The sequence below is a fragment of the Streptomyces sp. NBC_00513 genome (assembly GCF_041431415.1).
Lineage (GTDB): Bacteria > Actinomycetota > Actinomycetes > Streptomycetales > Streptomycetaceae > Streptomyces.
The window spans coordinates 155,213-167,292 of the sequence record NZ_CP107846.1 but is presented as its reverse complement, the minus strand read 5'-3'; the positions used below and the strand labels follow the sequence as shown (position 1 = coordinate 167,292).

14 protein-coding genes are annotated in these 12,080 nt (G+C 69.7%); all 14 read right to left on the bottom strand.

Annotated elements, in window-relative coordinates; translation table 11 throughout:
- Window positions 1-901: 901 nt before the first annotated feature.
- The 14 genes from OHA84_RS38125 to OHA84_RS38060 all read right to left on the bottom strand — a co-directional run bounded on the left by OHA84_RS38125 (window position 902) and on the right by OHA84_RS38060 (window position 12,013).
- On the bottom strand, window positions 902-1,906 hold the full coding sequence (locus OHA84_RS38125) for a DUF932 domain-containing protein (RefSeq protein ID WP_266976102.1): 1,005 nt from the start codon (window positions 1,904-1,906) through the stop codon (window positions 902-904).
- A 256-nt stretch (window positions 1,907-2,162) separates the two neighbouring features.
- Entirely contained in the window at window positions 2,163-2,594 is a 432-nt protein-coding gene (locus OHA84_RS38120) for a hypothetical protein (RefSeq protein WP_266976104.1), read from the bottom strand.
- 188 nt (window positions 2,595-2,782) lie between these two features.
- Window positions 2,783-3,280, bottom strand: coding sequence for a DUF6573 family protein (locus tag OHA84_RS38115; protein WP_266976106.1), 498 nt, complete (start codon window positions 3,278-3,280; stop codon window positions 2,783-2,785).
- A 99-nt stretch (window positions 3,281-3,379) separates the two neighbouring features.
- Entirely contained in the window at window positions 3,380-3,634 is a 255-nt protein-coding gene (locus OHA84_RS38110; protein WP_266976108.1) for a hypothetical protein, read from the bottom strand.
- A gap of 406 nt (window positions 3,635-4,040) precedes the next feature.
- On the bottom strand, window positions 4,041-4,415 hold the full coding sequence (locus OHA84_RS38105) for a DUF3846 domain-containing protein (protein ID WP_266976110.1): 375 nt from the start codon (window positions 4,413-4,415) through the stop codon (window positions 4,041-4,043).
- A gap of 392 nt (window positions 4,416-4,807) precedes the next feature.
- Window positions 4,808-5,017: a hypothetical protein gene (locus OHA84_RS38100; RefSeq protein WP_266976112.1), complete on the bottom strand. Its 210-nt coding sequence runs from the start codon at window positions 5,015-5,017 to the stop codon at window positions 4,808-4,810.
- 52 nt (window positions 5,018-5,069) lie between these two features.
- Window positions 5,070-5,729 (bottom strand): hypothetical protein, encoded by a 660-nt coding sequence (locus OHA84_RS38095; RefSeq protein WP_266976114.1) that lies wholly within the window; start codon window positions 5,727-5,729, stop codon window positions 5,070-5,072.
- Window positions 5,730-5,822: 93 nt separating this feature from the next.
- Window positions 5,823-6,476 carry a hypothetical protein gene (locus tag OHA84_RS38090; RefSeq protein WP_266976116.1) on the bottom strand — a complete coding sequence of 218 codons (654 nt, stop codon included), beginning with the start codon at window positions 6,474-6,476 and terminating at the stop codon, window positions 5,823-5,825.
- A gap of 531 nt (window positions 6,477-7,007) precedes the next feature.
- On the bottom strand, window positions 7,008-7,652 hold the full coding sequence (locus tag OHA84_RS38085; RefSeq protein ID WP_266976118.1) for a hypothetical protein: 645 nt from the start codon (window positions 7,650-7,652) through the stop codon (window positions 7,008-7,010).
- A 112-nt stretch (window positions 7,653-7,764) separates the two neighbouring features.
- Window positions 7,765-8,151 (bottom strand): hypothetical protein, encoded by a 387-nt coding sequence (locus tag OHA84_RS38080; protein WP_266976120.1) that lies wholly within the window; start codon window positions 8,149-8,151, stop codon window positions 7,765-7,767.
- 215 nt (window positions 8,152-8,366) lie between these two features.
- Window positions 8,367-9,614 carry a phosphoadenosine phosphosulfate reductase family protein gene (locus tag OHA84_RS38075; RefSeq protein WP_266976122.1) on the bottom strand — a complete coding sequence of 416 codons (1,248 nt, stop codon included), beginning with the start codon at window positions 9,612-9,614 and terminating at the stop codon, window positions 8,367-8,369.
- A gap of 71 nt (window positions 9,615-9,685) precedes the next feature.
- Window positions 9,686-10,078 (bottom strand): hypothetical protein, encoded by a 393-nt coding sequence (locus tag OHA84_RS38070; protein ID WP_266976124.1) that lies wholly within the window; start codon window positions 10,076-10,078, stop codon window positions 9,686-9,688.
- Between the two features lie 98 nt (window positions 10,079-10,176).
- Window positions 10,177-11,571 carry a hypothetical protein gene (locus OHA84_RS38065; RefSeq protein WP_266976126.1) on the bottom strand — a complete coding sequence of 465 codons (1,395 nt, stop codon included), beginning with the start codon at window positions 11,569-11,571 and terminating at the stop codon, window positions 10,177-10,179.
- 148 nt (window positions 11,572-11,719) lie between these two features.
- Entirely contained in the window at window positions 11,720-12,013 is a 294-nt protein-coding gene (locus OHA84_RS38060; protein WP_266976128.1) for a hypothetical protein, read from the bottom strand.
- Between the last annotated feature and the right edge of the window lie 67 nt (window positions 12,014-12,080).

Sequence of the window (12,080 nt, the reverse complement as noted above, 5' to 3'; positions counted from 1 at the left end):
GGAATTCCTTTCGGAATTCCCAAAGAATTCCGCCTTTCGGCGGAATTCCGCCCGAATCCCCCTTCGGGGGATTCGGGGTGGTTTGCGTCAACCCCCTTCGGGGGTTTTGTTGGGCGGGTTTGTATTGCCTTTCGGCAATTCTTGATTGGTGGGTTTTGAAAGCCTTTCAGGCTTTTCGTATTCCCGCGTTGCGGGAATTGGTGGGGTGTTGGTTGTGGGGTGGGGCCCGCCTGTCGGCGGGTCGTGTGGGCCCCTTCGGGGCTTTGGGGATGTGGGGGTGTTTCGTTGTGGGGGTGTGGCTAGGGTCTGGGGGTTGGTGTCCTGTGTGGTGGCTGGTTGGGGGGTTGGTGGGGGGTGTGGGCCCCTGTCGGGGCCCGTGGGGGCGGGAGGAGGTGTGGGTGGGTGCCTCTGGGTGGGGTGGGAGTGTTCGGCGGCGGGGGTGGTGGTGTCGTTTCCTGAGGGGGTTTCAGCGCCCTTCTGGGCGCCGTGTCCGGGGTGGGCCGCCCTTACGGGCTTCCGGGTTCACGAGGGCCGGGGCGTGCTCGAATTCCAGGGCGGCCTTACGGCCGAATCAGCGGGCTTTGTATTCCATCTCTTCGCCGCGTTCGGCTCCGTTTCGACATCCCTACGCCTCACGGACGGACCGTCACACTCTCCGAATCTGATGGCACGTCAGGGAGTGCGTACGGGAAAGCAGACCTCCCCGGGAATCGAATAGAACACCACCCCGGAAAAGAAGAAGAGGCCCTTCCGGGCCTCCCCCACACAGCTATCACACCGTCAAAACACCCCACCCCCGGCCCACTTCCGGCACCGCCAGCCGGCCGGGCAGGCCCTCAGGGAATCCTCAGCCTGGCAGGGGGTGGGGAGCAGCCTTCCGGGCTGCTCCCCGTAAGTCGAACTAGACGGCCGCGAGGCGGAAGGCCCGCTCCATCACGTCGTCAGCGGTCCCCGTGATCACGCGCTCCGCGCGAGCGGCGCTCTTCAGTTCCGAGTTGGCACCACGTGCCGGGGCGACGTGGTTGGCGTACTCGGTGATGGCGTTGTAGCCCGCCCACGCTGTTCCCCGGATGCCCGCCTGGGTGTCCGCGTTCTCGAACAGGTTCCGGATCGTGTTCCAGCGGGTGAGCTGGTTGTTCTTCTTCCGGGTGCTGTCGCCGTTGGCGACAGGCCACAGCTGCTCCACAACCGATCGGAGCATGGGGGTGGTCATCTCCGCGTCCAACATCCGCTGGGCGGCCTTCTCGAACTCCTCGGCGTACTTGAAGGTGAGTCCCAGAGCCTGGCGGGCCTGGGCGATGCGGCCGCGGGCGCCGGAGGTGTGGCGGACCGTATAGCTGCTCTTCGCACTGCGGAGACCGGCCCGCAGGGTATTGGCGCACACCACCCTCACCGGGGTGACGACGATCCGGAACGCGCTGGAACCGTCGTGCGAGTTGAACGCGGCGATGTAGAGGTCCACCTCGTCGCTCCGGCCGATCGTCATCGACTGGGGCAGCTTCATGGTCAGAAAGACCTGACGGCCGCCGCGCAGCGAGCCCGCCGTCTCGAAGTGAGCGCCGGACTCGTCGACCAGGTAATTCAGAAACTCCGCGTGCTCCTCGTTCTGCACCGGCACATAGTCCGGGCCCACCACACCCAGCGTCTCGGCGCGCCCCGTCTTCGGGTGGGTACGGACGCTCGCCCGATGGTTCGGCACCTCCAGCAACGCCGCGCCCTCGGCCGTCAGCTCGGTCGCGTGCAGGCCGACCAGACGAACGTTCCAGCGGTCCAGCGCGGCCAAACGCATCGCGTCCTCGGCCGTCAACGCCTCCGTCGTCACCGTGCCCAACCGATGCCAGGCACTCTTCTGCGCGCTCACGAACGCCGCCGTACCATCACCGAACTGCTCAATCAGATGCGCCATCAAACTCTCCCCACAGAAACGTGTCTCCGGATGTCCGCCGGCTGCCACCACCGACCAACAAAACAACTATACCATGCATGCATCACAATGTCTATCCCGCCGCCCTCCTACGGAACACCGCCGCCGCAGCCGGCCAGGGAAGACGGCCCCCCAGCCGGCTGCGCGGAGCCGGGTGGGCCGAGCAGGGCCGGGCCTTTGAGGGCCCGGCCCTGCCCGTCCGGGTGCAGGCCGCCCCGCCCGCACCCAGAGCCCCAGATCAGACCATCAGTCGAGGCGCGGTCACGTACTCCACATCCCACTCCGGAGCGACCGCCTCACCCGTCCTGGCGTCCATGCAGTACACGTTGAAGATCTCGACGGCGTTGAGCGGCTTGGCGTAGAACTCGACGAGCTTCCAGCCGCGCACCTGGGAGGTCCCATCGGCGAAGTCCGTACGCAGCACCGCGCCCCCGCCGACGGACGCCGCGAGGGTGAGAAGCGCCATTGCCTCAAGGGCAGCGTCCGGGTCCAAGTCGGACGCCTCGCCCACGTTGTGGAACGACACCCCGATCGTGAGGGTGCCAACACTCGCCGATGCCGCGACGACGAGGTGATGACAGCCGTCCTCCACCGCGTTGAGGAAGCCCACGAACAGCGTGGAGGCGCGCTGGATCTCGTATGGGGTCTGGTTGTACGCCGTGATTGCCATGCCGGTTCCTCTCGGTCTGCTTCCGGTTCTTGGTCGGCTGCCACCACCGACCAACAAGACAACTATACCTTACATTAACCACTTTCGGAGAGGTCGCGTGGATCTTCTCTGGGGAATGTCCGCACGTGCGAAGGACAGCAACCACAGCGCTCCACCCCCGGGAAGGGGGGGAGCGCTGCTTCCGGCGATCAGTCCTCGTCGGGCAGGGAGATCGTGAGCACGGGCTCCCTGTCGTCGCCAGGCCCGCACGTCGCGAGCAGCCATGTCCGCTCGCTCTCGTCGCTCTCTCCGTCGCGCGGGACGTGGTAGAGCTCGACAGTGCAGGAACTCACCCCGGCGAAGCGCCGGATGGCGTACCGGGTCATCCGGAGCACGTCCCAGAGGCGGCCCGACTCGTCCTGGCAGGTCTGCCGGTTGTCCTCGTCGTTCCAGGCGACGCAGTCGGCCCACGCGGCCGCGGTGAGCGCCACCGGGACCCCGAACCCGGCCTCGCGGGCGACGTCGTCACCGACGGCGATCAAGGCCCCGTCGGCGAGGGCGTCGGCTCGGCTGTACCCGTGGATGACCTCCCCAAAAATGTCGACCACGGAAACGGCCGGCTGCTCCGGCTCGGGGGTCCAGCGCATCGCGTCGGGGCCCAGGCTGTCAGGGTTGGCGGTGCCGTCGATGAGGGTCTTGTCAGTCATGGTCTGCCCTTTCGTGAGCTGTGTTCTCGGCGGCGGCGGGGTACCACTCCCCGCCGACCTGGGCGGGGCGCAGCCGGGTGACTGCGCCCCGAGGGAGGGTCAGGCGTTGGCGTCGGACCGCCTGACGGACCCGCGCCGCGCGCAGCGCAGCGTGACGGCGTCCGGGTCCTCGGCGAACGGGTCGGTCAGGCGGTAGCGGGTGTCGGCACTGCCCAGGTAGTCAGCGCGGGCGCAGTCGAAGCAGTTGCAGGGCCAGGCCAGGTACAGGCCGTGGTAGTCGGGCTTGCTGCCGTGGTAATGGACCAGGTCACCGGGCTCGATGAGGTCGAGGGTGCGGAAAAGGGTGGCGGACATGACGTCTCCTCACGACTGCGCATGGATTCGGGTTGTGATCGACTGCCACCGCCGACCAGCAAGGCAACTATACCATGCATGCATCACTTTCAGCGTCCTCTCCACCCCGTCCACCTGGGTGGATTGCTGCGCGACCGCGCCACGCCCGCCGCGCACGCACCGGAGCGCCAGGCAGGCCGCCGCCCAAAAGGCAGTGCAGCCCGGCGCCTTATCGGCCTCCAGCACCGCGACGGCGGAATTCGCCTTGGCCTCTTCGAAATCCGCACTCTGCGGTGCCCGCGAATTAGGATGCGAGATCCTGGACTTCGCACCTATCCCCGATGGTGGCGTACTGCACGTACGAATTTCCCTTTCGTCAAATGCGAGGGCCCCGGATCGTGATTCCGGGGCCCGTGGCGACCTGCGTTCAGCGGCGCGGCCGGGGCACGTCGCGGTGACGACTGAAGAAGCGGTCGACGAGCACGAATACCTGATCCTCGGTGAGGCCGAGCAGAGCGCCGCCGTGCGTGGAACCGGTGAAGACGGCCGCGCCGCAGACCGGGGTCGGGGTGGCCTGGTAGGCATGGAGGAGGTGACGCGCGGGGATGTTGGCGGGGAGGCCGAGCGGGGCGGCCAGCTCGTCGGTCCACATGATCAGCCGGGTGGTCAGGTCGACGGAACGGACCCGATCAGCGGCGAGCGCGTCCTGCGGGCGCGTCTCGGTGCCCCAGTCGAGCAGGCTGAATCCGCCGGTGGGCTCGATCCGGAGGGCGAAGCCGCCGTCCTGGAGGAGAGTAGGCATGAGTGTCCCCTTTCCTGGGAGTCGTGGTTCTCGGTGCGGGTCGGCTGCCACCGCCGCCCCACAACACAACTATACCGTTTTTTCATCACTGCCGAAGCGTCCCGAGCCGCTGTTTCCCCTGTTCAGCGGCATATCGAGGACCCGCCGGCGAAGCACACGCACGCGCCGCCGGCCCACCCAGGTCGCGGGCGCCGTCATCGAGGCGTCGGCCGCGGACGGGCTCCCCGGCCCGCTTGGACCAACGGCGCGCCAGCCGTCAGCTCCAGCCTCAAGAGCCGTATGGACCGCGTGGCGCCGTCTGCTGCTCACGGCCGGCGGGCGGGCCTGGGCCGCCGGGCATGACTGCGCCCCGGCGCGGCTGTGGGCCGTGCCGGGGCGCGAGGATGTGCGGGCTATGCGGTCAGGGTCCAGGGGCCGCTGAGCTTCGGCGGCCCCGGCTGGTGGGGGTTGAGGTCGACGACTACGGCACCGTCGTCCGTGTGGACGGTGAAGGCCGTCGTCCAGGACGTGGGGTCGCGCTGGATGGCCAGTGCCTCATAGGCGGCGTGTACGGGCGTGTCGGCGTCAATGTCGATGATCCAGGTGACGCTGTACTCCGGCATGGTTTTTGCCCTTCCTGGGCGCTCTCAGCGGCGGTGTCGGCCCGTGGGAGTTCTAGGCGGCGAAGGTGAGTTCGACGTTGTCCAGGCTGCGTTCGTTGACGGTGCTACCGCTGACGGGGTCGAGGCGGTCGAGCCAGATGCCCTCGTTGTCGGTGAGGTAATCGTGGAGGGCGTTCGGGTTGTTGGCGATGTACGCGGGGAGCTCGACCTCGAAGGTGAACTCGTAGGTGACCTCCTCGGTCACGGTCAGTGCGAGGCGCGCGGTCACTTCCCGGTCGTGGCCCTCCGGCTCGGGCGCATCGGCGTTGACCACGAGACACAGCAGGGAGGCGGTGTCCTCGTACGGGTCGGCCTGCACCTGCGCGGTTTCCGGGAGGCGGCCGAACGGGGTACCGAGGCGGTCGAGGTCGTGGAGGAGCCTGAGGAGGGCCTGAGGGTCGCGCGGGTCGGCCTGCCCCCAGGCCTCGCGCAGTACGGGGTCGGTGAGTTCGGGGAGCGGGTCCCGCTCGCCGAGGGAGCACTGGGTTCCGCCGCCGGCAGTCCGGAGACTGTCGAGGTGGAGTTCGCCGGAGCGGGGGTCGCGGCGGAGCACCAGGTAGGCGGCGTGCGGGTACATGTGGGCCAGGGTGGCGGCGAGGGTGTGGGTCAGGCCCCGGGCTTGGGCCCGGGCGGCTTCGAGTGCGTCCTGGGACTCCTGAAGGGTGGTGTGCATCGGTCCTCCTGAGGTGTGTTGAGGGGGCCGGCGGTGCAGCCGGCCGTCATTGGGGGCCCCTCCCCCCGGCGTCGGGCCGGGGGGAGAAGCGGGTCAGGCGCTGAGGAGCTGGTTGCCGGTGCGCTGCCAGTAACCGGCCGGGGCGCGGTCCGCGCGGCACTCGTAGGTGTCGTAGGCGATGAACGTCTCCTCGTCGTCGCAGACCATGTAGCGGGCGTTCGGGCTGAACTCCAGCGTCATGCTGTCGGCGGGGAGGTCCTGAAAGTGCTGGAAGCGGTGGGGGCGGTTCATGGACCAGTAGACGTCGCCGCGTTCGAGGTCGGTATAGCGGACGCTCACGGTGTCGTCGGGGTGGAGCTTGCACCAGGTGCGGACACCGAGGGTGGCGCAGATGTCCTTGACCCGTGTGTGGAGGACGTCGAAGGCGTCCGGGGCGAAACCGAGGGCGCGGTCGGTCTCGCCGCTCGGGCCGGTGAAGTAGGCGGGGCCACGGACGTCGAGGCCGTCGAAGCCGTAGAGGGCGGCGAGGTCCTGCGCCACGGCGTTGGTCGCGCCCGGGTCGTCGGGGCGGTGGTGCATGTCCGTCTCGGCGTCGAGCGGGACGGTGGTGTATCCGCCGGGGCCGGGAAAGTAGCTGGTGAGGTCCAACTCGATATGGGCGTTTCCGAAGGACCACGCGACGAGGTGGTCCGGGTGGAGCGTGCCGAAGCAGCTGAATTCGTGCGGGTTCGTGAAGTCCAGGGGCATGCGGATCTCCAGGGTGTGAGTTTCCGGTGTTGGTCGACTGCCACCGCCGACCACGAGAAAACTATACCATGAATATATCACTCAAGGGGTGTGGGCTGCTCCTTTCGGCATCCGGATTTCGCGACGTGCGCGCCGCGCCACCGGAACCCACCTCGATTGCCGGTGCCGATCTTCTGCGGCGGCTCACGCCAACAGAGCTCAAAGCTTCAGCAGTCCTCCCCTGCCGGGGCGTAAGCCCATCTCGGGTTTCAGCCACTTTCCGACCAGCCTTTGGAGCGCGTGCGAAACTCGGTCGCCGTCCGCCGAGAACACCGCAGGTCAGAGCCGCGAGACACGAAGTTTGCACTCCAAGAATGCTTGGAGCGCCGAAGCATTCACCCCTTCTGAGCTGGGAGTTTGTGTCACTGGCCGAAGTGCGTCGAGCGGGTTCTGGTGGCCGGGAAGGCGCGGTTAACTGCTGTGCGACGGGCTGCCCGCCAGGCGGCGCAGCTCGGTAACTCTCGGCGTCTCGCACCCCACTACCGGAAGGCACTACTTCGCCATGCCCTCGAACAACCAGAACCAGACCTGGAAGCCGTTCCGCCTCCCCGCCTTGGAGCGAAGGCGGCCGACGCCGTCCGGAACGGCTCTCTCCCTCGCCTCGTACGCGGCGATCCAGACCACCCTGGGCGCGCCGTTCTGGACGGGTCCGCCGATGGGTCCGCAGCTCTCCTGGGCCGTGGCCCTCGGCGGCGGCATGGTGATCTTCCTCGGGGGATGCGTCCGCCGCGGCCGCACCAGGGTGTGAGCAAGGGGGCCAGCGCGCAGGTTCACAAATACGCCGTGGGCGCCTGGGCGGTGGCTGGTGGCGGGGTCGATGACGTCACAGCCTGCGGCGGCATACGCGCGCAAGTTGTCGTCCGTGTGGTCGGGCGCCTGGACGGCCCGGCGGTCGAGCGGGGCGGCCGCCTGGGCCGCGGCCTCGGCGAGGGTGGTGGCGCAGCGCACGACGGCTTCCCGCGGCACGGGGGCGGTGCGGGGTATCAGTTGGTCGACGTGCCACTGCCGGCCGGTGCGGCGGGCCTCCAGGTGCGCGGCGGCGTAGCGGAAGCGGTGGACGGTGCTGTATCGGCCGTCGCGGTAGACCACGCGGCGGTGACGGGGCAGTTGCCCGGAGGGAATGGGGGCGGTGGGCATCTGGGCACTCCGGCGGCCGGCGGCGCGGTGGCGCTTCAGGGCCGGCGGCGGCAGGGCGCCGGCGTCGGGCGGCGGCTGCTCCGTGGGCAGCCGCCCCCGCCGGTGGGAGGGTTCAGCTGCTGGGCGGCAGGAACTGCCGGTCCGGCTCGACGCTCCAGGTCAGATCCGGGAACAGGCGGCGGACCTGCCGTTCGGCCCAGGGTCGGACGGTGTCCCAGGCCTCCTGTGTCGGCTCGTTGGCCCAGTGGTGCCAGCCTTCGGCGCAGTCGGCGATCTGCTTGCCGAGGTGGCCGAGGAGCGTCTCGGCGGTGATCTCGGCGGGGAGCTCCTCGTTGTTCTCGGTGGTCATGGCGTAGGCCTCGTAGAGGCGCTCGGCGAGGGTCTCGCCGTCGAGGTTGTGCACGGAGGTGACCTGGAGGACGGTGCCACGGCCCTCCGGGTCGAGAACCAGGCAGATGGAGGGCTGGGGTGTGGTGTTCGGGGAGGGCGATCGGGTCACGACTCTCCTTGGGTGTGTTCGGTTGAGTTGGTCGGCTGCCACCGCCGACTTAAAACAACTATACCACATATCCATCACTTGAGTGGCGGCGGCGCGTCCTCGATCCCGGTTTCCCGCAGTTCAGCAGCGCCCTGGAGCAGCCGGCCGCCGCCCCGGGGGTCATCCCGTGATGGCGGTCCGGCCGCGCCTTCTCCTCTCGCGAGGCGTCTCGGCCGTCAGGCGGCCAGGGCCTGGGCCAGCCGGCGGAGGTAGTCGGCCGCGGACTCCTCGCCGATCCGGGCTCGCAGCGCGTCCCCTCGGGCCCAGACCAGGGGGCCTTCCTCCGCCTCGACGCGGGCGGCCTCGGCGACGATTTCGGCGACGCTTAGTTTCTGCCGGAAGCGGTGACCGATGTGCTCTTCGAGGGCGACGTACCGGGTGGGCAGGTCCAGGCCCAGGGCCCAGCACAGACGTACGGCGCGCACCAGGACGTCCCGCCCGGCCAGCACGCAGAAAACGCAGGACAGTCGGGGGATGATCGCGTCGTAGACGGGGTGGTACTCCAGGGCGGCGTCGGCGATCTGCTGCCAAACGTCGGCCTCGGAGAGATCGAGGATCGGATGCCAGGTCAAAACCATGCGCTGGCCGGTGCTCGCGCGCATGTCGACGGCGAGCGGGAGCTTGCGGGCCCGGGCGGGGGATTCCGCAGCCCGAATGCCGAGGGCGGAGAGGATCAGGGCTTGCTCGTCCAGGCCGAGGGCGTCGGTGATCTGCTTGAACAGCGGGGCGATCTTGTCCCGCTTCAGGGATGAAGTGCACAGCCGGCGGGCCGCGTCCGGCCACATGCCGCGCTTCTCGACGAGGCCGAGCAGCCCGCGATCGGCTTTGACCACGAGGAACTCGGCGCCCCAGCGCTCGGCCTGGCGCTGCGCGAGCTCGCGGACGCCCGGCCATTCGGACTCCTCCCCCAGGTCCGCGTGGACCATGACCACCTTCTCCAGACAGCCGACCTCGGCGGCCAGGGTGACCACGCGGTGCCCGGCGACAACTGAATCTTTGCCGCCGCTCGTGGACACAAGGATTTTGTCCGCGGCGAGGACGAGCTCGCGGGGAGTTTTGGCGAGCTCGCCGAGAATGCCGGCCGCGACGTCGGACCGGCGCCGGCCGCCGGTTCCGCGTCCGGGGGCGTGCGGGCTGTAGAGCGCCCCGAGGGCGCGGTTGGCCGCGCGGGCCGCGGTGAAGGTCCGACGGACCTTGACCCGGGCCTCTCGCTCGCGTCGGGCAAGACCGTCGGCGTGGACCTGGGCGGCCTTCAGCTCGTCGGCGGCGGAGCGCGGTTGCGGGTCGTGGGCGATGTGGGCGTGTGCGTCGGCGACGGCTATGGCGGCCCGGGCGTGGGCGCGGCCGGCTGCGGTGTACGCGGCGTCGGCCTGGTGGGCGCGCCGGATCCCCTCCAGCAATTGGCGGCGGGTGGGCATGTCCATGGGTCTCCTCGCGGTGCGGGGTGGTGAGTTCGGCGCCGGGCGGCTGCCACTGCCGCCCGGCGAGGGTTGGATCAGAAGGTGCAGAACCGGCGTGCGGTCGGCGGAATGTTGCTACGGCGGAGCTGTGCGGTCACCTCGTGGGCGCACCGGGCGGCGTCGGCGGCCGCGTCGAGCGGCTCGGGGGAGCCGTCGACGAGGGTGTCGAGGTAGGTTCCGTCGGCGGCGTGCAAATGCGCGGACCAGGGTTCGCTGTGCTGGGACGCGGGCCGGTCAGCCTGCTCGCCGGCGTACATCAGGACGTGCGGGACGCCGTAGGCGGCGTCCTCGTCGTCCGGGGCGCCCGGGTCGATGGCCATGATCAGGAAGCTCACGCCGCCCTCGCCGCCCGGAAAGGCGTGACGGCCGCGAGCGGCCAGTTCGGCGAGCAGCAGGTCACCTTCGGTGGGTTCGTTTCGCCTGGTCATCTCAGTCCTTCGTGTCGAGGGCGGCAGGGTTGAACGAGGGATGAAGGCAGGGTGCAGGGACCCGGGGCTCGGTCCGAGGTGGGACCGGACGCGGGTCATCAGTGGGCGGCCTCGGGGTCCTCGACTTCCGACAGGGGCTCCCACTCCAGGGCGCGCGCGGTCTTGCGGGACCGGCCGTCCACAGCGACGGTCACGCCGTCCCGGTACGAGCGGGCGCCGACGATGTGCGCGTCGACCGCTTCGACGGTGCCGGTCTGGCGCGTGGCCACATGCCGGACCCGTTCGCCGACGGTGCGTACCAGGTCTCCTTCCCGCAGGCGGCGGGCACTCAGGCGGAATCCTGCCCGCCGGACCTGGCGGCCGCCCGTGGTGGCCTCGGCGGCCTTGATGGCGGCGGCGTGATCGGGAGCCTCGACGCGGAGGAAGTAGCGACCGTCGGGAAGGTGGTCGTGGGTGATGGACCAGATGTCGGTGATCGCACCGCGGCCCTGTTCGGCGCCCAGTCCCTGGGCCGCGGCCTCCAGGGTCGGTACATGCCAGACGACCAGCGACGAGTTGTCGCCAGGTTCCACGAGCCAGCCCTGCGTCCGCTCGAACAGTTCCTTCGCGACGCTCAGCCGAGCCAGGGGCGGCCGTTCGTCGGCGCCCACGGTCAGCTTCCCGCCCTCGACCCAGGCGACGGCCAGGCGGCCCCTGTCGCCGATCGGCCGGATCCAGTAGCCGGCCAGGGTGCCGAGATCGTCGGGGCCGGCGACGTCGGCGAGCGGCTGCCCGGACAGGGCCGTGCGCGCGGCGAGGGTCACCGGGTGGTCGGCGTCCTCGGGCAGGACGCCCGCGCCGACGGTCGAGGGGTCCCCGGCCGCACTCTCGGCGGGGGGTGTGACGTAGTCGGCCGTCCAGGAGCCGGGACCGTGCTCGGTGAGCTTGACGAGTCCTGCGGCGTGCAGGCTCCGGACTGCGGTGAGGTTGTGCCGGTAGCCGGAGCGAATCGTCAGATCGCGCCGGACGATGGCGTACACCCGCCGCTGAGGCTCGGTCAGGGCGTCCTCGGCGCGCTTGCGGTTCTCACAGGCGTTCAAGTAGTTGGCGCGCTCCCGGGCGCCGACCTCGGTCTGCCAGTCGCCCGAGACGACCAGGCCGCTGTTGTTGACGACGTCGAAGCCGCCGGCCGAGGCCGGGCGGACGGAGCAGAGGGCGAGCGGTGCGCGTTCGGCGGCCGGGGCCGGTTGCGCGGCGTCGGGAACCTGATTGTGGGTTGCCTTGCGAGTGCGGGCCGGCTTCTCCTGGACGCTCACTTCCTCGACGGCGATGTTCTTCCAGGCCGCGCGCTCGGCGGCCCGGGCCGCCTTGAGGACGTTGGCCTCGGACTTGGACCAGGTGAGCGCGATGCGCCCCTCCCCGTCGCGGGTGTCGACGATGACCGCGTGGGTGTAGAGGTGGGTTTCGCTGGTGCGGGTGCAGCCGGTGGATGCGAGGAAGGTGGTACGGGTCATGGGGTTCTCCCTGATGTGGTGTCCGGTCCCGGGCGACTGCCACTGCCGCCCGGGGATGTGCTGCTCAACAGCGGTGAAGCCGTCGGCATCGTGCCTTCAGCCTGCTTGCTTCGGGGGTGGGCGGTAGGCCGCCCACCCCCGAGGCCAGCTACTCGCGCGTGCCTGCCAGGTACTCGGCGAGCTCGGTCGCCTCGGTCACCCAGCAGGCCACCGCAACGGCGGCAACCTCAACGGTGTGGAAGTCCCTGCACACGAAGCGACGGGTGCAGGTGGAGGGGTGCTCGATGACCCATTCGGCGGGGGCGCCACACCCGCGCACCAGGTTGCACAGCGGGGCGTACCCGACGCCGTCCGGGCCGTGCTCCCAACCCGCCTCGGTCCGACGCAGCTCGTCCACGCCGGTGAGGGAGGAGGGGAGCTCAGCGAGTGCGGTGAAGTACATGGGATTCTCCGTCGGGGTGAGGGTGCGTCCGGTGTGATCGGCTGCCACCGCCGACCAACAAGACAAC